General features: G+C 58.0%; 22 protein-coding genes. 14 read left to right on the top strand and 8 right to left on the bottom strand.

Going from position 1 to position 22,722, the window contains the following annotated elements:
- Nucleotides 1–137: 137 nt before the first annotated feature.
- From TU84_RS22500 to TU84_RS22490, 3 genes are read left to right on the top strand one after another with little or no spacing between them, the layout of a single operon-like run.
- Complete coding sequence (locus TU84_RS22500; protein ID WP_048373102.1) at nucleotides 138–1,103, top strand: LysR family transcriptional regulator; 966 nt, start codon at nucleotides 138–140, stop codon at nucleotides 1,101–1,103.
- A 26-nt stretch (nucleotides 1,104–1,129) separates the two neighbouring features.
- On the top strand, nucleotides 1,130–1,528 hold the full coding sequence (locus TU84_RS22495; protein ID WP_048373101.1) for a MerR family transcriptional regulator: 399 nt from the start codon (nucleotides 1,130–1,132) through the stop codon (nucleotides 1,526–1,528).
- Between the two features lie 26 nt (nucleotides 1,529–1,554).
- Entirely contained in the window at nucleotides 1,555–2,451 is an 897-nt protein-coding gene (locus TU84_RS22490) for a hydroxymethylglutaryl-CoA lyase (RefSeq protein WP_048373100.1), read from the top strand.
- A 672-nt stretch (nucleotides 2,452–3,123) separates the two neighbouring features.
- Here the strand turns inward: TU84_RS22490 and TU84_RS22485 are convergent.
- Nucleotides 3,124–4,806 carry an AMP-binding protein gene (locus TU84_RS22485; protein WP_048373099.1) on the bottom strand — a complete coding sequence of 561 codons (1,683 nt, stop codon included), beginning with the start codon at nucleotides 4,804–4,806 and terminating at the stop codon, nucleotides 3,124–3,126.
- A gap of 206 nt (nucleotides 4,807–5,012) precedes the next feature.
- Here TU84_RS22485 and TU84_RS22480 point away from each other — a divergent pair, with 206 nt between their 5' ends.
- From TU84_RS22480 to TU84_RS22465, 4 genes are read left to right on the top strand one after another with little or no spacing between them, the layout of a single operon-like run.
- On the top strand, nucleotides 5,013–6,176 hold the full coding sequence (locus tag TU84_RS22480; protein WP_048373095.1) for an isovaleryl-CoA dehydrogenase: 1,164 nt from the start codon (nucleotides 5,013–5,015) through the stop codon (nucleotides 6,174–6,176).
- A gap of 11 nt (nucleotides 6,177–6,187) precedes the next feature.
- Complete coding sequence (locus TU84_RS22475; RefSeq protein ID WP_048373093.1) at nucleotides 6,188–7,795, top strand: carboxyl transferase domain-containing protein; 1,608 nt, start codon at nucleotides 6,188–6,190, stop codon at nucleotides 7,793–7,795.
- Between the two features lie 22 nt (nucleotides 7,796–7,817).
- On the top strand, nucleotides 7,818–8,636 hold the full coding sequence (locus TU84_RS22470) for a gamma-carboxygeranoyl-CoA hydratase (RefSeq protein ID WP_048373091.1): 819 nt from the start codon (nucleotides 7,818–7,820) through the stop codon (nucleotides 8,634–8,636).
- On the top strand, nucleotides 8,633–10,573 hold the full coding sequence (locus TU84_RS22465) for an acetyl/propionyl/methylcrotonyl-CoA carboxylase subunit alpha (RefSeq protein WP_048373089.1): 1,941 nt from the start codon (nucleotides 8,633–8,635) through the stop codon (nucleotides 10,571–10,573). The genes TU84_RS22470 and TU84_RS22465 overlap by 4 nt, the downstream gene beginning before the upstream one ends.
- A gap of 57 nt (nucleotides 10,574–10,630) precedes the next feature.
- Here the strand turns inward: TU84_RS22465 and TU84_RS22460 are convergent, their stop codons facing one another.
- Nucleotides 10,631–11,287 (bottom strand): LexA family protein, encoded by a 657-nt coding sequence (locus TU84_RS22460; protein ID WP_048373087.1) that lies wholly within the window; start codon nucleotides 11,285–11,287, stop codon nucleotides 10,631–10,633.
- Nucleotides 11,288–11,417: 130 nt separating this feature from the next.
- On the opposite strand from TU84_RS22460, the gene TU84_RS22455 reads away from it, so the two are divergent.
- The 3 genes from TU84_RS22455 (at nucleotide 11,418) to TU84_RS22445 (ending at nucleotide 14,835) form a co-directional block, all read left to right on the top strand.
- Nucleotides 11,418–11,765 (top strand): DUF6124 family protein, encoded by a 348-nt coding sequence (locus tag TU84_RS22455; protein WP_048373084.1) that lies wholly within the window; start codon nucleotides 11,418–11,420, stop codon nucleotides 11,763–11,765.
- A gap of 565 nt (nucleotides 11,766–12,330) precedes the next feature.
- The gene (locus tag TU84_RS22450) at nucleotides 12,331–13,482 is read left to right on the top strand and encodes a M14 family metallopeptidase (protein ID WP_048373082.1); all 1,152 of its coding nucleotides are present in this window, start codon (nucleotides 12,331–12,333) and stop codon (nucleotides 13,480–13,482) included.
- Between the two features lie 42 nt (nucleotides 13,483–13,524).
- The gene (locus TU84_RS22445) at nucleotides 13,525–14,835 is read left to right on the top strand and encodes a protein kinase (protein ID WP_048373080.1); all 1,311 of its coding nucleotides are present in this window, start codon (nucleotides 13,525–13,527) and stop codon (nucleotides 14,833–14,835) included.
- An 85-nt stretch (nucleotides 14,836–14,920) separates the two neighbouring features.
- On the opposite strand, the gene TU84_RS22440 is transcribed toward TU84_RS22445, so the two are convergent.
- Nucleotides 14,921–15,625 (bottom strand): YebC/PmpR family DNA-binding transcriptional regulator, encoded by a 705-nt coding sequence (locus TU84_RS22440; RefSeq protein ID WP_048373078.1) that lies wholly within the window; start codon nucleotides 15,623–15,625, stop codon nucleotides 14,921–14,923.
- Between the two features lie 96 nt (nucleotides 15,626–15,721).
- Nucleotides 15,722–16,585, bottom strand: coding sequence for a LysR substrate-binding domain-containing protein (locus TU84_RS22435; protein WP_048373075.1), 864 nt, complete (start codon nucleotides 16,583–16,585; stop codon nucleotides 15,722–15,724).
- A gap of 115 nt (nucleotides 16,586–16,700) precedes the next feature.
- Between TU84_RS22435 and TU84_RS22430 the strand changes: the two genes are divergently transcribed.
- A complete protein-coding gene (locus TU84_RS22430) occupies nucleotides 16,701–17,810 on the top strand; it encodes a 2-aminoethylphosphonate--pyruvate transaminase (protein WP_048373073.1) in 1,110 nt (369 codons plus the stop codon).
- A gap of 69 nt (nucleotides 17,811–17,879) precedes the next feature.
- Nucleotides 17,880–18,707, top strand: a complete 828-nt coding sequence (gene phnX, locus TU84_RS22425) for a phosphonoacetaldehyde hydrolase (protein WP_048373071.1) — start codon at nucleotides 17,880–17,882, stop codon at nucleotides 18,705–18,707.
- A 62-nt stretch (nucleotides 18,708–18,769) separates the two neighbouring features.
- On the opposite strand, the gene TU84_RS22420 is transcribed toward phnX, so the two are convergent.
- Nucleotides 18,770–19,330 (bottom strand): NADPH-dependent FMN reductase, encoded by a 561-nt coding sequence (locus TU84_RS22420; RefSeq protein ID WP_048373069.1) that lies wholly within the window; start codon nucleotides 19,328–19,330, stop codon nucleotides 18,770–18,772.
- Between the two features lie 196 nt (nucleotides 19,331–19,526).
- Between TU84_RS22420 and TU84_RS22415 the strand changes: the two genes are divergently transcribed.
- Together TU84_RS22415 and TU84_RS22410 are read left to right on the top strand one after the other, a co-directional pair.
- On the top strand, nucleotides 19,527–19,769 hold the full coding sequence (locus tag TU84_RS22415) for a hypothetical protein (protein ID WP_048373067.1): 243 nt from the start codon (nucleotides 19,527–19,529) through the stop codon (nucleotides 19,767–19,769).
- A 95-nt stretch (nucleotides 19,770–19,864) separates the two neighbouring features.
- Nucleotides 19,865–20,776, top strand: a complete 912-nt coding sequence (locus tag TU84_RS22410; RefSeq protein WP_048373065.1) for a LysR family transcriptional regulator — start codon at nucleotides 19,865–19,867, stop codon at nucleotides 20,774–20,776.
- A 48-nt stretch (nucleotides 20,777–20,824) separates the two neighbouring features.
- Here TU84_RS22410 and TU84_RS22405 read toward each other — a convergent pair whose 3' ends face one another.
- The 3 genes from TU84_RS22405 to rnhA all read right to left on the bottom strand — a co-directional run bounded on the left by TU84_RS22405 (nucleotide 20,825) and on the right by rnhA (nucleotide 22,675).
- A complete protein-coding gene (locus TU84_RS22405; protein ID WP_048373064.1) occupies nucleotides 20,825–21,397 on the bottom strand; it encodes a GNAT family N-acetyltransferase in 573 nt (190 codons plus the stop codon).
- Nucleotides 21,398–21,477: 80 nt separating this feature from the next.
- Nucleotides 21,478–22,230, bottom strand: a complete 753-nt coding sequence (dnaQ, locus tag TU84_RS22400) for a DNA polymerase III subunit epsilon (protein ID WP_048373063.1) — start codon at nucleotides 22,228–22,230, stop codon at nucleotides 21,478–21,480.
- A complete protein-coding gene (gene rnhA, locus TU84_RS22395) occupies nucleotides 22,223–22,675 on the bottom strand; it encodes a ribonuclease HI (protein ID WP_048373061.1) in 453 nt (150 codons plus the stop codon). The genes dnaQ and rnhA overlap by 8 nt, the downstream gene beginning before the upstream one ends.
- Between the last annotated feature and the right edge of the window lie 47 nt (nucleotides 22,676–22,722).

The raw sequence follows: 22,722 nt of genomic DNA, 5'->3' as shown, positions 1-22,722 counted from the left end.
GAATGTGTATAGACGTTGCCGTGATGCTAGATCAGCCCTTCTCCATTTGCGCTGTCTATTAACGACGTGTATTACCATTCATAAGCAATATATGATTGCGCCCATCGCCTCATCCCCAACAACAAGAGCCCAGTGCCATGAACCTGAGCAAGGTCGACCTCAATCTGTTCATCGTCTTCGACGCCATTTACACCGAAGCCAACCTGACCCGTGCCGGACAAATCATTGGCATCACCCAGCCAGCGGTGTCCAACGCGCTGGCCCGGCTGCGTGAAACCTTTAACGACCCGCTGTTTGTGCGCACGGCGCAAGGCATGGTGCCCACGCCCATGGCGCAGAACATCATCAGCCCGGTGCGCAGCGCGTTGGCCCTGCTGCGGGTGTCGGTGCAAGAAAGCCGTACGTTTAACCCTCTGCAGGCGAACAAGACGTTCCGTATCAGCATGACCGACCTGACAGAAGCGGTGATTTTGCCGCCCTTGTTCCAGCGCTTGCGCCGACATGCTCCGGCCGTGGTGATCGAAAGCTTTTTAGCCCACCGCCGCGAGACCACCAGCGACCTGGCGGCAGGACGACTGGATTTCGCCGTCGATGCGCCGCTCAACACCGACGCTCAAGTACGCCATATCAAGTTGATGGAAGACCGTTACGTGTGCGCCATGCGCCAGGGCCACCCGTTGGCGGGCAAGGCCAGTATCAGCCTCGACGAGTACCTGGCGCTGACCCATATCCATATTTCGACACGGCGCAACGGCCTCGGCCAGGTGGATCTGGCACTGGGCAAAATCGGCCTGCAACGCAAAATCACCCTGCGCTCCCAGCATTACCTGATGGCCTCCAATGTTTTGCAGCAAACCGACATGGTCATGACCGTGCCCGAGCGTTTTGCCCGTCGGCACGGCCTGCATTTTGTGCCGCTGCCCATCAGCGAATTGCCGGGCGTGGAAACACACTTGTACTGGCACGAAAGCACCGAGCAAGACCCCGCCAACCGCTGGATGCGTGAGCAGTTGATCGAGGTGTGCCAACAGCAATTGGCACTGGAAAAGAAAGCCGAGGCGCAGCGCTTGCTTGACGTAAACGTCAACCAACCTTTAGCTTAACGGCATGATCCTTCCAGAGCCCGCCCATGAGCAGCCAGACGTACAGTATTTCCGACCTTGCCCGCGAACTTGATATCACCACCCGCGCCATTCGTTTTTACGAAGAACAAGGCATGCTCGCCCCCGAACGCCGAGGCCAGGAGCGGATCTATTCGGCGCGGGACAAAGTCAGCCTTAAGCTGATTTTGCGCGGCAAGCGCATCGGTTTTTCGCTGGCCGAATGTCGCGAACTGATTGAGCTTTACGACCCTACCAGCGGCAACCAGAAACAGTTGAACAGCATGCTGGCCAAAATAGCCGAGCGCCGTGAACAGCTGGAGCAACAGTTGCTGGATATTCAGCAGATGCAACTTGAACTGGATACGGCCGAAGAACGCTGTATCCAGGCGCTTGAACACACGATAAAAAGTCAGACGGCCTCTTAAAACATAACAACCCTGGTGATCCCCCCATGACATTTCCCACCCATGTGCGCCTGATTGAAGTCGGCCCGCGCGACGGTTTGCAAAATGAAGCCCAGCCCATCAGCGTGGCCGACAAGGTGCAGTTGGTGAACGCCCTGACCGACGCCGGGCTGGGCTATATCGAAGTCGGCAGTTTTGTGTCGCCTAAATGGGTGCCGCAAATGGCCGGTTCCGCCGAGGTCTTCGCGCAGATCCAGCACAAGCCAGGTGTGGTTTATGGGGCGTTGACGCCGAATATGCGCGGCTTCGAAGACGCCGTCGCCGCCGGGGTTAAAGAAGTGGCCGTATTCGCCGCCGCATCCGAAGCGTTTTCGCAGCGCAACATCAACTGCTCGATCAGTGAAAGCCTGGAACGCTTTGTGCCCATCATGGAATCCGCCAGGCAACACGGCATCAGCGTGCGCGGCTATGTGTCCTGTGTGCTGGGCTGCCCGTACGAAGGCCAGGTTTCGGCGCAACAAGTTGCCGCCGTGGCCAAAGAGCTGTACGCCATGGGCTGTTACGAAGTGTCGCTGGGCGACACCATCGGCACCGGCACGCCCTCGGCAACCCGTGCCATGTTCGAAGCCGTCGGGGCTTATGTCCCCCGCGACAAACTCGCCGGGCATTTCCATGACACCTATGGCCAGGCCATGGTCAACATCTACGCCAGCTTGCTCGAAGGGATCAATGTGTTCGACAGCTCGGTGGCAGGCCTGGGCGGCTGCCCGTACGCCAAGGGCGCCAGCGGTAACGTGGCCACCGAAGACGTGCTGTACATGCTCAACGGCATAGGGATCGAAACCGGGGTCGACATGGACAAGCTGTTACTGGCAGGCCAGCACATCTGCAGCGTGCTGGGGCGTGTTACCGGGTCACGGGTCGCCAAGGCGCGCCAGTGCTGAAAAGTGTGGCTTAGTGTTACCGCCCCCTCACACAAACGAGTAACACGGAAACAAACCGGCCTTGATCCAGGCCGGTTTTTTATTGTCTAAAATTTAAGCCATTGATTTATAAGGATTTTTAAAAGTTGGCACGGCTCCTGCTATCTCTATGGCATAACAAGAATAAAAACCGCAGCAACATAATAAGAACAATACGAAACGACTCTGACATAACAAAAACAACACGGCAGAGACGCAGCTAACAGATTTTTTTGGAGAAGGTTTACTTTTCCGGGGAGCCAAGAGCCACCTCGCAACCGGGCAGAGAACAATAAAACTACCTTCAGGTAGCACCCGTTCAGGTTGGATCGCCGGTTTGATAGCCAGTGATAAAAGTGGATCAGCGCTCAAAAAAATACGTTTGCTCTTGATCCCGGATGGGGATCGCTAAAAAACGCAGCAAAGGGTGAGTTCCAAAAACAACAATAGACCACCCTTCAATAATAAAAAGAGCACGCAACGACACGTTAAAGGGGAGCCTCGGCTCCCCTTTGTGCTTTCCGGGGTTTGTGTTTCTGTGGGAGCGGGCTTGCTCGCGATTCAGCCAACGCGGTGTGCTTGTTGCACACCGCCGCCCCATTCGCGAGCAAGCCCGCTCCCACGACAAACAGAGTTCCACATAAAACCAGCGGCCTAGACCTTTCTGATCTCCAGGATGCTGATTTCGCGCATTTTGAATTTTTGGATCTTACCGGTCACGGTCATCGGGAAGACGTCGACAAACTTGAAGTGTCGTGGCGTCTTGAAGTGGGCGATGCGCGACTTGCACCACGTTTGCAACTCAAGCTCGTTAGCACTGTGGCCGGGGTGAAATTTGATCCAGGCGACAATCTCTTCGCCGTATTTTTCATCCGGGATCCCGATAACCTGCACGTCCGCCACCGCAGGGTGGGTGAAAAAGAACTCTTCCAGCTCACGCGGGTAAATGTTCTCGCCGCCCCGAATAATCATGTCCTTGTTACGCCCGACAATGCGCACATAGCCCTGCTCATTCATCTCTGCCAGGTCACCGGTGTGCATCCACCCTTCGCTGTCCAAAGCTTCGCGGGTCGCTTGCGGGTTGTTCCAGTAACCCAGCATCACGCTGTAACCACGGGTGCACAGTTCACCCACCTCACCGCGAGCGACGATATTGCCTTCGGCGTCGATCAGCTTGTTCTCCAGGTGCGGTTGGGTACGCCCTACGGTGGTCACGCGTAATTCCAGATCATCATCCGGCCCGGTCTGCATGGACACCGGGCTGGTTTCAGTCATGCCATAAGCAATTTGTACCTCGCCCATGTGCATTTCGCTGATCACGCGGCGCATCACTTCTATCGGACAGGTGGCGCCGGCCATGATCCCGGTACGCAGGCTCGACACGTCAAAGCCGGCGCGCTCGGGGTGATCGAGCAAGGCAATAAACATGGTGGGCACCCCGTATAGCGCTGTAGCCCGCTCTTCGGCGATGGCTTGCAGGGTCAGTGTGGGGTCAAAGGCGTCGCCCGGGTAAATCATGGTGGTGCCGTGGGTCACGCACCCCAGGTTGCCCATCACCATGCCAAAGCAGTGATACAGCGGCACCGGTATCACCAGCCGGTCAGCGGCCGTCAGCACCAGGCTTTCGCCAACCATGTAACCGTTATTGAGAATATTGCGGTGACTGAGCGTCGCACCTTTAGGAAAGCCCGTGGTGCCAGAGGTGTACTGAATGTTCACCGGCTGGTCGGGCTGAAGGCTGGCCTGTCGTGCGTAGAGTTGCTGCACTGCAACGCCGCTGCCCAATGTGGCCAGTTGCGGCCAGGGCAAGAACCCTGCGGGCGGCTGTGCATCGAGGCTGATCACCCCGCGCAAGTCTGCAAAACGCTCGCTGTTGAGTTGCCCGGCCGCCTGCCCTTCAAGCTCAGGCAGCAACTCCTGGAGCATCGCGTGGTAGTTCGAGGTCTTGAACGTGCTCGCACTCACCAGCCACTGGCACTTTGATTGTTTGAGCACGTATTCAAGCTCGGACAAACGATAGGCCGGGTTGATGTTGACCAGAATCACGCCAATTTTTGCGCTGGCAAACTGGCAGATAAACCACTCGGCACAGTTAGGCGCCCACACGCCCAACCGGTCGCCCGCCTGCATGCCCAACGCCAGAAAGGCCCTGGCGTGAAGGTCAACGGCCTGAGCCAACTGCGCCCAGTTGTAACGCTGCTGCTGATGGCGCACCACCAACGCTTCACCGTCGGGGTAGCGGGCAGCGGTTTGATCGAACGCCTGACCGATGGTCATCGCCAGCAACGGCTTGTCCAGCGCGCCCTGGCTGTAACTGGGGACAGATTGCGGCTTCATGACAACTCCTCTTGTGATTGTTTTGGGAGCATGGGGAAGACGCGCACTCACGCATTCCCTCTGTGCAGAATAGCAATTACTCTGAACCAAGTTGACGTTAACGTAAAGGTCATTGACAGCATTCATTGCCAAGTTTACGTTAACGTAAAGCTTACCCATGGCGATGCTGTTAACGCCGTTTATAAGAACAATGACCAAGGTGCCCCATGAGCTACCCGACTTTGAACTTCGCCCTGGGCGAAACCATCGACATGCTGCGCGATCAGGTACAAGCCTTTGTGGCTGATGAACTCAGCCCCCGCGCGGCGCAAATCGACAAAGACAACCTGTTCCCCGCCGACATGTGGCGCAAGTTCGGTGACATGGGCCTGCTGGGCATCACCGTGCCGGAAGAATACGGCGGGACTGGCCTGAGCTACCTGGCGCACGTGGTCGCCATGGAAGAAATCAGCCGCGGCTCGGCGTCGGTGGCCCTTTCGTACGGGGCGCACTCCAACCTGTGCGTCAACCAGATCAACCGCAACGGCAGCCACGCGCAAAAACTCAAATACCTGCCCAAGTTGATCAGCGGCGAACACATTGGCGCCCTGGCCATGAGCGAGCCCAATGCCGGGTCTGACGTGGTGTCGATGAAGCTGCGCGCCGACAAGCGCGGTGATCATTTCGTCCTTAACGGCAGCAAAACCTGGATCACCAACGGCCCGGACGCCAACACGTATGTGATCTACGCCAAAACCGACCTGGAAAAAGGCCCACACGGCATCAGCGCTTTTATTGTTGAGCGTGACTGGAAAGGCTTCAGCCGCAGCACCCATTTCGACAAGCTCGGCATGCGCGGTTCGAACACCTGCGAACTGTTTTTCGACGACGTTGAAGTGCCGGAAGAAAACCTCCTGGGCACCCTCAACGCAGGCGTCAAAGTGTTGATGAGCGGTCTCGATTACGAGCGCGTCGTGCTCTCGGGCGGCCCGACCGGGATCATGCAGGCGTGCATGGACCTGGTGGTGCCGTACATCCACGACCGCAAACAGTTTGGCCAGAGCATCGGCGAGTTTCAGCTGATCCAGGGCAAGGTGGCCGACATGTACACCCAGCTCAATGCCAGCCGCGCTTATCTGTACGCGGTGGCGGCTGCCTGCGAACGCGGCGAAACCACGCGCAAGGACGCCGCCGGGGTGATCTTGTACAGCGCCGAGCGCGCCACGCAAATGGCCCTCGACGCGATCCAGATTCTGGGCGGTAACGGCTACATCAATGAATTCCCTGCCGGGCGCCTGCTGCGTGACGCCAAGCTCTATGAGATCGGCGCGGGCACCAGTGAAATCCGCCGTATGTTGATTGGTCGCGAACTGTTTAACGAAACCCGCTGAGGAGCGCACGTATGTCCATCTTGCATACGACCATCAACCCGCGCTCTGCGGAGTTCGCGACCAACCACGAGGCCATGCTCAAACAGGTCGACGCCCTGCACGCTTTGCTTGAGCAGGTGCAGCAAGGCGGCGGCGCCAAGGCACAAGAGCGCCACACCTCACGTGGCAAGTTGCTGCCCCGCGAGCGGATTGACCGGTTGCTGGACACGGGCTCGGCCTTTCTGGAACTCAGTCAGTTGGCTGCCTATGGCGTGTACGGCGAAGACGTTCCGGCAGCAGGAATCATCGCCGGCATTGGTAGGGTCGAAGGGGTTGAATGCATGATTGTGGCGAACGATGCCACGGTCAAAGGCGGTTCTTACTACCCGCTGACGGTAAAGAAGCACCTGCGCGCGCAGACGATTGCCGAACAAAACCGCTTGCCGTGCATTTATCTGGTGGACTCGGGCGGCGCCAACCTGCCGCGTCAGGATGAAGTGTTCCCGGATCGCGAGCACTTTGGCCGGATCTTCTTTAATCAGGCCAACATGAGCGCGGCCGGCATTCCGCAAATCGCCGTGGTGATGGGCTCGTGCACCGCAGGCGGCGCCTATGTGCCGGCCATGGCTGACGAAGCGATTATGGTGCGCCAGCAAGCGACGATTTTCCTGGCCGGGCCGCCCCTGGTAAAAGCGGCCACCGGCGAAGTGGTCAGCGCTGAAGATCTGGGTGGTGCCGACGTGCACTGCAAGGTGTCCGGCGTTGCCGACCATTACGCTGACAGTGACGAGCATGCCCTGGCGCTGGCCCGCCGCAGTGTGGCCAACCTTAACTGGCGCAAGCTGGGCCAGTTGAACTACCGCAGCCCTTTGGCGCCGCTGTATCCCAAGGACGAGCTGTACGGCATCGTCCCGGCCGATGCCAAACAGCCTTTTGATGTGCGCGAAGTCATTGCGCGGCTGGTGGACGGCTCGGTATTCGATGAGTTCAAAGCGCTGTTCGGCACCACGCTGGTCTGTGGTTTTGCTCATTTGCACGGCTACCCGGTAGCGATCCTGGCCAATAACGGCATCTTGTTTGCCGAAGCGGCACAAAAAGGCGCGCACTTTATTGAGTTGGCCTGCCAGCGCGGCATCCCATTGGTGTTTTTGCAAAACATCACCGGCTTTATGGTCGGGCAAAAATACGAAGCGGGCGGTATCGCCAAGCACGGCGCCAAACTGGTGACGGCGGTGGCTTGCGCCAAAGTCCCCAAATTCACCGTGATCATCGGCGGCAGTTTTGGCGCCGGTAACTACGGCATGTGCGGACGCGCCTACGACCCGCGTTTTTTGTGGATGTGGCCAAACGCTCGCATCGGCGTGATGGGCGCCGAGCAAGCCGCCGGGGTGCTGGTGCAGGTCAAGCGCGAGCAGGCCGAACGCAACGGGCTGGTGTTCAGCCGCGAAGAAGAAGCCGAGATCAAGCAGCCGATCCTCGATCAATACGAACATCAGGGCCACCCCTACTACTCCAGTGCCCGGCTGTGGGATGACGGTGTGATTGATCCGGCGCAAACCCGAGAGGTGTTGGCGCTGGGCTTGTCGGCAGCGTTGAACGCGCCCATCGAAGCCACGCGTTTCGGCGTGTTCCGCATGTAATGCGATGAAAGGACTGACGCACATGAACGACTTCAACACCCTTGAACTGCACACCGACCCTCGGGGTTTCGCCACCCTGTGGTTGAGTCGCGAGCAGAAGAACAACGCCTTTAACGCCGAAATGATCCAGGAACTGATCGTCGCGCTCGACAAGATTCAGAGCGATGGCACGCTGCGCTTTCTGCTGCTGCGCGGACGCGGCAAGCATTTCAGCGCCGGGGCCGATCTGGCCTGGATGCAACAATCGGCCGAACTCGACTACAACACCAATCTGGATGATGCGCGGCACCTGGCCGAGTTGATGTACAACCTGGCCAAACTGAAAATCCCGACCTTGGCAGTGGTGCAAGGCGCCGCGTATGGCGGTGCCTTGGGTTTGATCAGCGCCTGCGACATGGCGATTGGTGCCGAGGATGCGCAGTTTTGTTTGTCTGAAGTGCGCATCGGCCTGGCCCCGGCCGTTATCAGCCCGTTTGTCGTGCAAGCGATTGGCGAACGCGCCTCCCGCCGTTTTGCCCTGACCGCCGAGCGCTTCAGTGGGCTGCGCGCCCGTGAACTGGGGCTGCTTGCAGAATGCTACCCGCTGGCCGAGCTGGAGCAGCAGATCGACCATTGGGTCGACAACCTGTTACTCAACAGCCCGCAGGCCATGCGCGCCTGCAAGGACTTGCTGCGCGAAGTCAGCCACGGCGCGCCGACGCCCGCCATTCGCCGCTACTGCGAAAACGCAATTGCCCGGATCCGGGTCAGCCCCGAAGGCCAGGAAGGCTTACGGGCTTTTCTGCAAAAACGCACGCCCCGCTGGCAAACAGACACATCGACCCAGGAGCCGCGTTCATGAGCGCCCCTCTGATTACTTCGTTACTGGTCGCCAACCGCGGTGAAATCGCCTGCCGGGTCATGCGCACCGCCAAGGCGCTGGGCCTCACCACAGTCGCTGTGCACAGCAGCACTGACCGCGATGCGCGGCATTGTCGCGAAGCTGATATCTGTGTGGATCTGGGTGGCAGTAAGGCCGCCGACAGCTACCTGAAAATCGACAAGATCATTGCCGCCGCCCAGGCCAGCGGCGCGCAAGCGATCCATCCGGGGTATGGCTTCTTGTCCGAGAACGCGGGCTTTGCCCGTGCGATTGAAGCCGCCGGGCTGATTTTTCTCGGGCCGCCCGCCTCGGCCATTGATGCCATGGGCAGCAAGTCCGCCGCCAAAGCCTTGATGGAAACAGCCGGTGTGCCGTTGGTGCCGGGCTATCACGGCGAAGCGCAAGACCTGGAAACCTTCCGCGTTGCCGCCGAGCGTATCGGCTACCCGGTGCTGCTAAAAGCCACGGCGGGTGGCGGTGGCAAGGGCATGAAAGTGGTCGAGGACGTCAGCCAACTGGCCGACGCCCTGGCTTCTGCTCAGCGTGAAGCACTGTCTTCGTTTGGCGATGCGCGGATGCTGGTCGAAAAATATGTGCTCAAACCCCGGCACGTCGAGATCCAGGTGTTTGCCGACCAGCACGGCAACTGCCTGTACCTTAACGAACGCGACTGCTCGATTCAGCGTCGCCACCAGAAAGTCGTTGAAGAAGCCCCCGCCCCCGGCCTCAGTGCAGAGCAACGCCGCGCCATGGGTGAGTCTGCGGTTCGCGCCGCACAGGCCATCGGCTATGTCGGTGCCGGCACCGTGGAGTTCTTGCTCGATGCCCGTGGCGAATTCTTCTTTATGGAGATGAACACCCGCCTGCAAGTCGAACACCCGGTGACTGAGGCCATCACCGGCCTGGACCTGGTGGACTGGCAAATCCGGGTGGCACGCGGCGAAGCCTTGCCAATCACCCAGGCGCAAGTGCCGTTACGCGGGCACGCGATTGAAGTGCGTTTGTATGCTGAAGACCCGAGCAATGACTTCCTCCCGCAAACCGGTCGCCTCCAGGTGTACCGCGAGTCAGCAGCCGGGACGGGACGCCGGGTAGACAGCGGTGTCAGCGAAGGCGATGAAGTGTCACCGTTTTATGACCCGATGCTCGGCAAGCTGATTGCCTGGGGCGAAGACCGTGAACAAGCCCGCTTGCGCTTGCTGGCGATGCTCGATGAGTTCGCCATTGGTGGCTTGAAAACCAACCTGAGCTTCCTGCGCCGCATCATCGGCCATCCGGCCTTTGCCGCAGCCGAACTGGACACCGGGTTTATCCCGCGTTATCAGGCGCAACTGCTGCCGCCTGCCCAACCGTTGCCCGGCGCCTTTTGGCAGGCCGCCGCTCAAGCATTCCAGCAAAGCCTGGCCCCTGAGCCGCGCAACGATGACCCGACGTCACCCTGGGCCTTGCACACGGGCTTTCGCAGCGGCCTGCCGGCTAAAACCCTGCTGGTCTTGAGCGCCGGTGATGAACGCCACGCGGTCAGCCTAGGTGAACCCAAGGCCACCTTGCACAACGAACAGTTGGTGATCGAGCACGACGGGATACGCCGTCAACACCTGGCCATTCGTCACGCCGACACGCTGTACATGCGCTGGCAAGGCGAAGTCCACAGCGTCAGCCTCTACGACCCTATTGCAGCCGTCAGTGCCAGCCACGGCCAGCAAGGGGGCCTGACAGCGCCCATGAATGGCAGCGTGGTACGCGTGCTGGTAGAAATAGGCCAGACGGTCGAGGCCGGCGCGCAACTCGTAGTGCTAGAAGCAATGAAAATGGAGCACAGCCTGCGAGCCCCCCAGGCGGGCGTCATCAAGGCGTTGTTCTGCGAGGAAGGGGAAATGGTCAGCGAGGGAACCGCACTGATCGAAATGGAATAAAAAAAGCGGATACCGGCAACGGTATCCGCTTTTTTCCGGGCCTGTGCCGGGTGTTATTCAAAATTTGGTGCTGGCCTGCACCACCACCCCGATAATCGAGCAACGCTCATCAAACAACACTTTCGGGTAAGTCGGGTTCAGCGGCTTGAGGTAAAGCTGGCCGCTTTCTTCGCTGAGCTGCCTGAATGTCGCCTCGGTCAACTCAGGCGTACGGGCAATCACCATTTTGCCGGGTTCTGCTTCGATATCCGGATCCACCAGAATCATCATGCCTTGCGGAACACTGACGCCCATTGGGGCTGTCATCGCATCCCCCATCACTTGCAACCAGAATGCCGCCCCTTTGGCGTAATGGTCGCTGACCTCAAAACGGATGCCCGGCTGATAACCCGGCAGCACTTTCTCGTTAATCTGGCCTGCCGTCGCCCAGTCACTGACGGGATAACGGAATGCAGACGTTATGTCGTAGGTGGGTTCGTCAACGCTCGGGTCATTCGCCGCCTCATTGCGTCCACGAATCACCAAGGCGACTTCCAGGTGCTCCAGCCCCAAGGCGTGCAGCACTTTGTTCATCGTGAGCAGGTCGGGCTGACGGCGTTTATTGAGCCAATGCCCAACGCCCCCTTGGGAAGCGCCAACGCGTTCGGCGAGTTTCTCTTGCGTGAGTTTTTGCTCGCGCAATTTGGTTCTGACTAAAGCGATCCATTTATCCATTGGCCGAACAATACGGATTGAATTCCGAGCAACAATACACATTCCGTATTATTTAAACCAATGCTCAAAATACTTATTGTACTAATCTGACTCCGGCTGATCCGATTAATCTCAGAAACGCAGGTAAATCATGACTTCCATAACAAAAATCACGCCGGAAACTGAGCTCGATATTGAGCTTGAAGCGCTAAAAGACGACGCCGCCACCCAGCGCGCACTCGACTATTATTTGAAACCAGCTGTTTCTCAGCCGCCTCAAGAGAAGAAAGTGTTCGTTGTGAGTGATGACGTGAGCCAGGAAGAAGCCATGGTCACTGCCTGCGAATACTTGCGATGCGGGGTGAGCATGGTGCATAGCGCAGCAGACACCCATCAGGGTGCGCATCGCGATCAGTTTCTGGCACTGGCATTTTTTATCGAGTCAGCCAAACAGCTCCTGGACAAGGCCCTGGATGTGCAAAAACTGACCAATCGGTAGCTAAAACAGCCAAAAAGATGCCCAGTCGCTTGATTGGTAAATCAGCGAGCCAGAGCCTTTGTAGGAGAAAGGAAAAATAAATGTCGAAAAAGTGAGGAAAATCGTTTGACTTGCAAATGATAATGATTACTATTGCAAGCAACTGGTCGCGAGATCAGTCGATAATTCAAATGACCTTAGGTCGGTCTTCGAATTATCTCCTCATCAGGCTAATCACGGTTATTTGACCCGGCTTATGGCCGGGTCTTTTTTTTGCGGCCAGTTATCTGGCTCAGCGTGCTTCAGGCTAATGAAGTCTTGTGTGCGGCCGGTTTTTTTCGGTGGCCGCTACGATGCCGGCGATGATAGCAAAAGAATATTGACCAGCGGAAGCTTATTACCCAATACCTTAGCCGTAATAGCGATTTTGAACTTGAGAATCACTCTCAAAAACGCTATTCTCGCGCGGCGTCAAGGATGACGCCCCCCCGTTGTCCTCTCCTCCCCTTTCCAAAATTGCGTATTGGCCCATTGCGGTTGCAAGGTAAAGTAGCGACCACAATTATCTGATTCCAGGATTTGGACGATGACCGTGGCGCCCTCTGCACTTCATATCACCAGTGACTTTGACAGTGGCAATATCCAGGTGCTGGATGCCAGCAATCCGCTGCATGTACGGCTGGCGATTAAACCCGACACCCGGAGCGCACATTTCCAGTGGTTTCATTTCAAGGTCGATGGCCTGCAAATTGGTCAGACCCATCGTTTCGAATTAGGTAACGCCAGCCAGTCGTCCTACAAAAAAGCCTGGGATGGCTATCAAGCGGTGGCGTCCTACGATCACGAGAACTGGTTTCGCGTCCCGACTGAGTTCGACGGCACTGCGCTGACCTTCAGCCTGAAAGCAGAGCAACCACAGGTCTGGTTTGCTTACTTCGAACCCTACAGCCGTGCACGCCACGACGAGTTGATCAAAAACGCGTTGCAGTGGTCTGGCTGTGAGGTACTGGCCGTCGGCAAAAGCGTCGAAGGACGCGATATACCCCTATTGCGCAAAGGCACCGGCGGCTGCCACAAGCGCAAGATCTGGATCATCGCCCAGCAACACCCCGGCGAGCATATGGCCGAATGGTTTATGCAGGGCATTCTTGAACGCCTTGAACAGGGCAGCGACCCACAGCTACGAAAGTTGCTGGACTTCGCCGATCTGTACCTGATCCCGAACATGAACCCGGACGGCGCGTTTCACGGGCACTTGCGAACCAATGCCAATGGTCAGGATTTAAACCGCGCCTGGCAACATACCGAGCGCGATGTCAGCCCTGAAGTATTCTTCGCCCTGGAGCAGATGAAGCACTACGGTGTCGACCTGTTTCTGGACATTCACGGCGACGAAGAAATCCCCTACGTGTTCACCGCAGGGTGTGAAGGCAACCCAAGCTACACCGAACGCCAGGCCACCCTAGAAGAGCGTTTTCGCAGCCACCTGAGCAAGCTGACTCCCGACTTTCAGACCGAACATGGCTACACCCGCGACGAGCCCGGCCAAGCCAATATGACCCTGGCCTGCAACAGCGTGGGTGACCGCTTTGGCTGCTTGTCGCTAACCCTTGAGATGCCCTTCAAGGACCACAACAATGCACCGGACCCGATCACCGGCTGGTCTGGAAAGCGCTCCATGCAATTGGGCAAGAGTGTGCTGAGCACCTTGTCAGACATGGTTCGCGAGCTGCGTTGAGCCACTTTTTCTTTTACGTGCACGAGTACACACCGCCTGCTTATGGATACCCTCGCTAAACTGCGCGCCGGCCAATTGGTCGGTCTTAAACGTCTGGATCTGTCGTGCGGGCTGACTGAATTCCCACCCGAAATTTTCCAGTTGGCTGAAACCCTGGAGATCCTCAATTTGAGTGGCAACGCCCTCAGCCGCTTACCCGAGGACCTGCACCGCCTGAGCCATCTGCGCATTCTGTTTTGCTCGGACAACCAGTTCACTGAACTGCCCGCCTGCCTGGGGCAATGCGCGAAACTGAGCATGATCGGCTTCAAGGCCAATCAGATCGAGCACGTCCCTGGCGCAGCATTGCCGCCGTTGTTGCGTTGGCTGATCCTCACGGATAACCGCATCCAGCAGTTGCCCGACGAACTGGGCCAGCGGCCCTTGCTGCAAAAGCTGATGTTGGCCGGCAACCGCCTGCAAACGTTACCGGCCAGCTTGGCCCGGTGTGAGCGTCTGGAACTGATCCGTCTGGCAGCCAACCAGTTCACCGAACTGCCTGAGACCGTGCTGGCCTTGCCGGGCTTGAGCTGGCTGGCCTACGCAGGAAATCCGTTGCGTGAAGACGCCAGCGCCCTGCGAGAAGCCGATAACACCCCCGACATCGAGTGGTCGCACCTTGAGCTGGGGCAAAAACTGGGCGAAGGCGCGTCCGGGATCATTCACCAGGCGCAATGGAACGCTCCTGGCCAACCGGCACACGCGGTTGCGGTCAAGCTGTACAAAGGCAGCATGACCAGCGATGGTTCGCCGCTCAATGAAATGAATGCCTGCATTGCCGCCGGCCAGCATCCCAACCTGATCAAGGTTCTGGGCCGCGTGACGGGGCACCCCGAGCAAACCGCTGGCCTGGTCATGGAGCTGATCGACCCGTCGTTCATGAACCTGGCCGCCCTGCCCAGCTTCGACACCTGCAGTCGCGACGTCTATGCCCCCGCCACCCGCTTCACCTACGACAGCGCCTTGCGTATTGCCCGCGGTATCGCCTCGGCAGCAGATCACTTGCATGCGCAAGGCATCTGCCATGGCGATTTATACGCGCACAATATTCTGTACAGCCACGAAGGTGACTGCCTGCTTGGCGACTTTGGCGCGGCGTGCTTTCACGCCCTCGACAACAGCCCGCAGAGCCGTGCCCTGCAACGCATTGAAGTCCGTGCATTCGGGATTTTGCTGGGGGAATTGCTGGAGCGGATCGACTCAGACATGAGCGATCAACAACACGCGAAGTGGAAGGATTTGCAGCAGCGGTGCACTCAACCTGACGTATTGGCCCGCCCGGATTTCGCTGCCATCAGCCAGGCATTGGCCTGAAGGCCCCACCACCCTCCTGTAGGAGCGAGCTTGCCTCGCGATCTTTTGATGATTTAAAAGATCGCGAGCCGAGCACAACCGGGATTTATGCCAAGGCTACGAACAGGTCCTGCACGTCGTCCTGCTCTTCAAGCTTGGCCAGGAACTCCTGGACTTCAGCCATTTGCTCCTCAGTCAGGCTGGTCACCGGGTTCTTCGCCTGGTAACCCAACTTGGCCGACAACACCGTAAAACCCTGCTCAGGCAGTGCCTTCTGCACCGCATCCAGGTCAGTGGTTTCAGTGATGAACAAGGTGGTGCCTTCTTCTTCGCCTTCTTCAAAATCCTGGGCGCCAGCTTCGATAGCCGCCATCTCAGGATCAGCATCGGCTGTGTCCGGCTTGGCTTCGATCAGGCCTACATGGTTAAAGTCCCATGCCACCGAACCCGAAGCGCCCAACTGGCCCTTACGGAATGCCACACGAATTTCAGCAACAGTACGGTTAACGTTGTCAGTCAGGCACTCAACAATCAACGGCACCTGATGCGGGGCGAAACCTTCGTAGGTCACGCGGGTGTATTGCACCGCTTCAGTACCGATACCGGCACCTTTGTTGATGGCACGCTTGATGGTATCGGCAGGCATCGAGGCTTTTTTGGCCTGCTCATAGACCAGGCGCAAATGCGAATTCATGTCCGGGTCAGCACCGTTACGGGCTGCTACTGTCAGCTCCTTGGCCAACTTGCCGAAAATCTTGCCGCGGCTGTTTGCGGCTTCCGCTTTGTGTTTAACCTTCCACTGTGCGCCCATTACTCATCTCTCAATCGGGTGTGTCGCGGCGGCTTGGCCGTCGAATGGATGCAAGTTTATACGGCTGAAAGTCGTCAATCGACCAAAAAATCCAATTTAGGCTGCAAGCTCCATAAACGCTTTGATCAGCCGCAGCTCTACGCGGCGCTCCATGCAGCCGAGCATATGGCGGTTTACCAAGCCTGCACCGTTGATCGGAACAGCCCCTACCCGCGGGTCGTGGCTGACTTCTGCTGACGACACAATGCCTATCCCCAATTGCGCCGCCACCGCCTCGGTCACGGCTTCACGACTGTCCAGCTCCAGCAACACCCGCGGATTGACGCCCGCACGGTCGCAGGCCTGATCAAAGGTGCGTCGGGTAATCGAACTCGGCTCGCGCAACACCATGATGACCTGATCCAGTTGCGCAATATCCACACCCTGCGCCAGCCCCAGCCCCAGCCACGGGTGACTGGCCGGCACCAGGACGCAAATCCGCGACTCTTGCAGGGCCCGCAAAGTCAGCCCTTTGCGCGGCTCGACCTCGGTGAGCACTGCCACATCAACGTGCTCGGACAACAGCGCGTTCAAGGTTTCCTGGGCATTGCCCAGGCGCAAATTGACGGTAATCCCCGGATACCGCGCACGCAGGCTCGCCAGCATCGGCATCACCATGTGCGGACCGTCGGCGGCCACCTCCAGTCGCCCGGTCAGAAGCTGGCGATTAGCCTCCAGCAACACCTGCGCCTCATCCACCAAGCCGAACATGGCACGGGTGATGGCCGCCAGCCGGGTACCCTCTTCCGTTAGCTCCACACGCCGTGCCGTGCGTCGCAGCAAGGTGATTTGGTAGTGCTCCTCCAGCGCCTTGATATGCCCGGTCACCGCTGGCTGGCTGATAAACAAGCGCGCCGCAGCCCTTGTAAAACTGCCTTCACGGGCCACTGCATCAAACGCACGAAGCTGGAATAAATTCATAGGTATAAGTCTGACCGATAGCTGAGATAACAATAAACAATTTGATTGATAGAAACGCAAACTGCAACGTATGCCCTGTAATCAATTGCCATCCCAAGTGTGTGAGGAAACCAGAATGACCCCTGCTGCGCCGATCCTGCTGACCCCGGGCCCATTGACGACCTCGCTGCGCACACGTCAGGCCATGCTGGTCGACTGGGGTTCATGGGATGACCGCTTCAACCAGTTGACGGCCAGCTTGTGCGAACAATTGCTGGCGATCATCAACGGCAGCGAGACCCACCACTGCGTACCGTTGCAGGGCAGCGGCACGTTCGCGGTCGAAGCGGCGATGGGTACCCTGGTGCCCCGCGACGGCCATGTCCTGGTACTGATCAATGGCGCATACGGCAAGCGTTTGGCAAAAATCTGCGAAGTCCTCGCCCGCCGCTTCAGCATCTTTGAAACCGCCGAAGACCAACCGACCACCGCCGCCGATGTTGAGCGCCTGCTCAAGGCCGATCCGAGTATCAGCCACGTCGCCTTGATTCACTGTGAAACCAGCACCGGGATCCTCAACCCGCTGTCAGACATAGCGGCGGTCATCGCCCGCCACGGCAAACGCCTGATCATCGACGCCATGAGTTCCTTCGGGGCCCTGCCCATCGACGCACAAACAATCGCGTTCGATGCGCTGATCGCAGCCTCCGGCAAGTGCCTGGAAGGCGTACCGGGCATGGGCTTTGTCTTCGCCCGCAAAGAATCACTGGCCAACGCTGCCGGCAACGCCCATTCGCTGGCAATGGACCTGCAAGACCAGCACGCCTACATGGCCAAGACCGGGCAATGGCGCTTCACCCCGCCCACCCACGTCGTCGCCGCGCTACACGAAGCCTTGTTGCAATACAACGAAGAAGGCGGCTTGCCAGCACGGCACAAACGCTACGCCAACAACTGCCAGACACTGCTCGACGGCATGGCCCGGCTTGGGTTGCGCAGCTTTCTGCCCGCAGCGATTCAGGCACCGATCATCGTGACCTTCCATGCCCCCAAAGACCCGCGCTATGACTTCAAAACGTTCTACGAACGGGTCAAGGCCAAGGGTTTCATCCTGTATCCCGGCAAATTGACCCAAGTCGAAACGTTCCGCGTCGGCTGTATCGGGCACGTCAGTTCCATCGACATGCACGCAGCGGTCACTGCCATCGCCCAGGCGCTGGGCGAAATGGAAGTGCTGGACATTTAAGACCGCTCCGACCTCACACCACCCCGTTTATTTCGTGCAGCCAAGGCTGCTCATACAGGATTTACAGACATGAACTACACCAACCCAAGCAAACTTCAGGCAGCGATTCTCGACTGGGCCGGCACCGTGGTCGACTTTGGCTCCTTCGCCCCAACCCAGATTTTTGTCGAAGCCTTTGCCGAGTTCGACGTGCAGGTGTCGATCGAGGAAGCCCGCGGCCCCATGGGCATGGGCAAGTGGGATCACATTCGTACCCTGTGCGATCAACCACAGATCAGTGAGCGCTACAAAAAGGTTTTTGGCCGCACACCGAGCGACGACGATGTCACGGCTATTTACCAACGCTTTATGCCGCTGCAAATCGAAAAAATCGCCGAGCACTCCGCGCTAATCCCCGGCGCACTGGAAACCATCGCCCTGTTACGCAGGCAAGGGCTCAAAATCGGTTCGTGTTCAGGCTATCCGGCGCAAGTGATGGCCAAGGTCGTGGAGCTGGCAGCTACCAATAGTTACACCGCCGATCACGTCGTAGCCACTGACGACGTGCCTAATGGCCGCCCGTGGCCTGCCCAGGCGCTGGCTAATGTGATCGCGCTGGGTATCGATGATGTGGGCGCTTGCGTAAAAGTCGACGACACCGTGCCAGGCATTCTTGAAGGCCGCCGTGCGGGCATGTGGACGGTGGCGTTGGTGTGTTCCGGCAACGCGCTGGGCCTGACGTACGAGCAATACCGTGCGCTGGACCCAGCCACCCTCGCCTCGGAACGCACACGTATTCACAGCCTGTTTGAAGGGTCGCGTCCGCATTACTTGATCGACACCCTCAGCGATTTGCCCGAGGTGATTGCCGATATCAACAAACGCCTGGCGAACGGCGAAATGCCGCAAAGCAGTTAAGTGATGGCCGACAGACGACTGCGCCCGGTGCAGTCGTCTGCCGTGCAGGTCTTGATCCGCGATCAGGCTTTTTTCAATTGCTCAACCCACTGGCTGTAGGCATCGATAAAGGCTTGCAGGAATGGTCGGGTTTTTTCTGACAGCTTGCCTGACTCATCAAAGACGCTACCGGCCCCGCCCAGGTAGGCTTCTGGCTGTTGCAAGCAAGGAACATTCAGAAAGACCAGCGATTGCCGCAAGTGATGGTTGGCGCCAAAACCACCGATGGCACCCGGCGACACGCTGATGATTGCGCCAGGCCTACCACCCCAGACACTTTGACCGTAAGGGCGGGAACCCACGTCAAGGGCGTTTTTCAGAGCGGCCGGAACCGAGCGGTTGTATTCAGGGGTGACAAACAACACAGCATCGGCGGCGCGTACTTGATCACGGAAAGCGCTGTAGGCCGCGGGTGGCGTGGCGGTATCAATGTCCTCGTTGTACAGCGCCAGATCCCCGATCTCGATAATGTTCAGCTTCAAATTGGCCGGCGCCAGCTCTGCCAGTGCATGAGCCACTTTTCGATTGAGCGAATCCTTCCTCAAACTACCGACTAGCACTGCTACGTTGTAGACCTTGCTCATAGAAAACTCCGAGTCTGTGGCTGTAGGAAGATTAGTTATAGATGATCGGGCGGCTTTCTTGCAGTTCGATTTACCTTATCGGCGGGCAAGCCTGTAAAGTAGCCGGACTATTTTTTCCAAATCGTTAAACTTCCCCTACTGATCAACGGTCTACAGAGCCGCAAATTGGGTGTTTATCTCCAGAGGTTCTCTACAAATGGCTGCAGTTTTAGTTGGGCAATTTCATGCAAGAGACGCGGAAGGCCGTGTCTATTCGGTGCATGAGTTTGAAACAGTGGTAGAGGGTCACCCTGTGGTCACCTACAAGCTGGCTATTGGAGATCGCGTTACCAAGATCAGTGACAACGAGTTCGAACTGATCCAGTCGAAAGTGCTGCTAACGCGTGATTCGCAAACCGCCGTGGCGACAAAGCCTGACGCCGTTGTAACGCCTGAGTAACCCTCAGCCACCGGGATAACGCTGAAGTCACAGGATGAGACTGGGGTCAGGCCAGGCTAACGCGCCACCTGACCCGCTGAATACGGACTTCACGCATGCGTTTACGCCACATCGAAGTGATCCAGGCGATCTTGCAGACCGGCAACCTCGACCATGCGGCCGAGTGGTTGCAACTGCCTGTATCCACGCTGAGCGCGACACTCCATGAAGCCGAGCAACAGCTCGGCTTCATGCTGTTTGCCAGCGTGCGCGGACGCCTGCAAGCCACTCGCGAAACCCTCCTGCTGCAACCGCTGGTCAATCAGTTGTACATGGATGCAGACCCGCTTCGCCGACTTGGCGACGCCTTGCGCCAGCATCAGGACCCGACCTTGCGCGTGGCCTGTAGCGAGACCTTGGCGCAGCCCTTGCTGCCGCACAGCGTTGCGACGTTGAGACGACGCTTCCCCGACACGCCCACGACCCTGAGCAGCCAGTGCTTCTCTGAAATAGTACGCCGCGTGCTAATGGATGAATGCGACGTCGGCCTGGCTCTGCAACCGGCCGAGCAGCCGGGCGTTGATAGCCAGAAGTTGGCCCAGGGAAAAGTCCAATTGCTCGCGCCTCACGGCTGGCTTGGCCCGAAACAAAAGTACATCGCCCTGCACGATCTGGCCGGCCAAGCCATGATTGGCCTGCGTCAGCACGACCCGCTGAGCAGAATGCTCGACAGCAAGCTGCACACACTGCGGCCAGCGCCGGTGGTGCACATTGACGTACAAAGCTATCAGATGATGCGCAGCATGGTTGAAGCGGGGGAAGGCCTGGCGCTGGTGGATCCGTTTACCGCCATTGGCGCCAAAAACAGCGGGCTGGACGTGTGCCCGTTATCACCCGCAGTTCCCGTGACACTGTATGCCCTTACGCGCAAAGGCTCAGAGCCCGGCGCAGCGCTTAAAGCGCTGCTTGAGATTGTGCGTGAACGGGCCGAGGTCTTGCTGGCAGACCAGGGCGCCGTCACCCTTTAACACGACCTTAGGTTTCTTACCTGTAAAGATGGCAGCCTGCGGTAGCGGCTACACCTGGCTTTCAAACAGCAGATACCAAAAAATCGCCACTTCGCAGGTTTGCGGATCAATGCCGCGATAGCGCAAATAATCGATACCGCCCACCTGATACCCGCAACGCTCATACAAGCGGCAGGCACCGATGTTGTTGTTTTGGGTTTCGAGCATGATGCCCTGCAGTTTTTTCTTGTGGCTCCAGAACTTGACCACATCAAGCAATGACTTGGCCACGCCATGACGGCGCGCACAAGCGGCAACGGCCAGTTCATCGACATGGGCAAAGCCATTCCAGTTTGTACTGACGACCACATGCCCTACCGGCTGATCATCCAGATAAGCCATGAAAATCGCACTGTCCGGCGCCCCAATGAAACTGGCAAATTCATCCGGGTCTATGCCGTAACACTTGCGATAGGGCGTGATCATGTCCAATGGCCAGTGCTCGACCTTTTTATGACGGTCAGCACGGGCATACGCGTTTACTTCAAAACTAAAATCATTGCCCCATACATAAGGCGCAAACCCTTCATCCGCCAATCGAACCGAAACCACGGGGTCATTGGGGTTTAAAACCAGGTGCATGAAAAATCCCTCTTTCTTGCGGTGAAATACCCCTGCAACTCGCCATCGCAATCCGCGACGGCGTGACAACCATGATAGATCTAGTGCCGGGTTTGAGCTTCGATGAGTTGTGCCCACAGCGACGGACCACCCGCCGACTTGGCAATCGCCTCAAGGCGCGCCGCATGTTCGGCCAAGTCACTTTCACTTGCACGAATAATCCGACCTGGTTGACGGCTCGCTGACAAACGGCGAATTTCCGTGGCCTGGCTGCCAGAACTCTCACCCGACTCATGGCCATCAGACGCATTACCCGCCAGCGACAGGCTGGTTTGCCCACCGGTCATGGCCAGGTAAACATCCGCCAGAATCTCGGAGTCGAGCAAGGCGCCGTGCAACTCACGGCCCGAGTTGTCTACACCATAGCGTTTGCACAAAGCATCCAGGCTATTGCGCTGCCCAGGGTGACGGCCACGCGCCATCATCAGGGTATCGAGAATGGTGCAGTGTTGGGTGATGTCAGCGCGGTCGGTCTGCCCGATCAAGGCAAACTCGTTATTCAGAAAGCCGACGTCAAACGCGGCGTTATGAATGATCAGCTGAGCACCCGAGATGAAGTCGAAAAACTCGTCGGCGACTTCGCCAAAACGCGGCTTGCCGACCAGAAACTCATTGGTAATACCGTGGACGCCGATGGCACCCTCGTCACTTTCACGGTCAGGTTGCAGGTACACGTGAAAATGACGGCCGGTGAGGCGACGGCCCATTAATTCCACGCAACCGATCTCGATCACCCGGTGACCATCGGTGACGGGCATACCGGTGGTTTCAGTATCGAGTACCACACTACGCATGTTTTTTGCCCCTCATTTCCTCGACCCCGCGATTGGCCAACTGGTCAGCACGTTCATTACCATGATGGCCAATGTGCCCGCGCACCCATTGCCACTTCACGGTATGGCGATTGACTTGTTCGTCCAGCTGCTTCCACAGGTCGGCATTTTTCACCGGCTCTTTGGCAGCGGTTTTCCAACCGCGCTTCTTCCAGTTGACCATCCACTCGGTGATGCCTTTCATCACGTACTGCGAGTCGGTGACCAGCAAGACTTCGCAGGGGCGCTTGAGCTCTTCAAGCCCACGAATGGCCGCCATTAACTCCATGCGATTGTTGGTGGTGTCGGGCTCGCCGCCCCAGAGTTCTTTTTCAACGCCTTGATAGACCAGCAAAGCCCCCCAGCCACCCGGGCCAGGGTTACCCTTGCAGGCACCATCGGTGAACATTTCTACGCAATCGCTCATTGCCAACTATCCAGAAAGAACTGCCTCGGCCTGCCTATCAAGTCGTG

Source organism: Pseudomonas helleri (assembly GCF_001043025.1).
Lineage (GTDB): Bacteria > Pseudomonadota > Gammaproteobacteria > Pseudomonadales > Pseudomonadaceae > Aquipseudomonas > Aquipseudomonas helleri.
The sequence above is the reverse complement of the archived record's forward strand: the minus strand, read 5'-3'. Positions and strand labels throughout refer to the sequence as shown.

Coding starts and splice junctions, on each gene's coding strand:
- TU84_RS22405 (WP_048373064.1), bottom strand. CDS start 21,397: ATGCACCTGGTTTTAAACCCCAATGACCCCGTGGTTTCGGTTCGATTG.
- TU84_RS22440 (WP_048373078.1), bottom strand. CDS start 15,625: ATGGGCGCACAGTGGAAGGTTAAACACAAAGCGGAAGCCGCAAACAGC.
- TU84_RS22460 (WP_048373087.1), bottom strand. CDS start 11,287: ATGGATAAATGGATCGCTTTAGTCAGAACCAAATTGCGCGAGCAAAAA.
- TU84_RS22500 (WP_048373102.1), top strand. CDS start 138: ATGAACCTGAGCAAGGTCGACCTCAATCTGTTCATCGTCTTCGACGCC.
- TU84_RS22445 (WP_048373080.1), top strand. CDS start 13,525: ATGGATACCCTCGCTAAACTGCGCGCCGGCCAATTGGTCGGTCTTAAA.
- TU84_RS22415 (WP_048373067.1), top strand. CDS start 19,527: ATGGCTGCAGTTTTAGTTGGGCAATTTCATGCAAGAGACGCGGAAGGC.
- TU84_RS22435 (WP_048373075.1), bottom strand. CDS start 16,585: ATGAATTTATTCCAGCTTCGTGCGTTTGATGCAGTGGCCCGTGAAGGC.
- TU84_RS22470 (WP_048373091.1), top strand. CDS start 7,818: ATGAACGACTTCAACACCCTTGAACTGCACACCGACCCTCGGGGTTTC.
- TU84_RS22495 (WP_048373101.1), top strand. CDS start 1,130: ATGAGCAGCCAGACGTACAGTATTTCCGACCTTGCCCGCGAACTTGAT.
- TU84_RS22455 (WP_048373084.1), top strand. CDS start 11,418: ATGACTTCCATAACAAAAATCACGCCGGAAACTGAGCTCGATATTGAG.
- TU84_RS22430 (WP_048373073.1), top strand. CDS start 16,701: ATGACCCCTGCTGCGCCGATCCTGCTGACCCCGGGCCCATTGACGACC.
- TU84_RS22485 (WP_048373099.1), bottom strand. CDS start 4,806: ATGAAGCCGCAATCTGTCCCCAGTTACAGCCAGGGCGCGCTGGACAAG.
- phnX (WP_048373071.1), top strand. CDS start 17,880: ATGAACTACACCAACCCAAGCAAACTTCAGGCAGCGATTCTCGACTGG.
- TU84_RS22450 (WP_048373082.1), top strand. CDS start 12,331: ATGACCGTGGCGCCCTCTGCACTTCATATCACCAGTGACTTTGACAGT.
- dnaQ (WP_048373063.1), bottom strand. CDS start 22,230: ATGCGTAGTGTGGTACTCGATACTGAAACCACCGGTATGCCCGTCACC.
- TU84_RS22465 (WP_048373089.1), top strand. CDS start 8,633: ATGAGCGCCCCTCTGATTACTTCGTTACTGGTCGCCAACCGCGGTGAA.
- TU84_RS22480 (WP_048373095.1), top strand. CDS start 5,013: ATGAGCTACCCGACTTTGAACTTCGCCCTGGGCGAAACCATCGACATG.
- TU84_RS22490 (WP_048373100.1), top strand. CDS start 1,555: ATGACATTTCCCACCCATGTGCGCCTGATTGAAGTCGGCCCGCGCGAC.
- TU84_RS22420 (WP_048373069.1), bottom strand. CDS start 19,330: ATGAGCAAGGTCTACAACGTAGCAGTGCTAGTCGGTAGTTTGAGGAAG.
- TU84_RS22475 (WP_048373093.1), top strand. CDS start 6,188: ATGTCCATCTTGCATACGACCATCAACCCGCGCTCTGCGGAGTTCGCG.
- TU84_RS22410 (WP_048373065.1), top strand. CDS start 19,865: ATGCGTTTACGCCACATCGAAGTGATCCAGGCGATCTTGCAGACCGGC.
- rnhA (WP_048373061.1), bottom strand. CDS start 22,675: ATGAGCGATTGCGTAGAAATGTTCACCGATGGTGCCTGCAAGGGTAAC.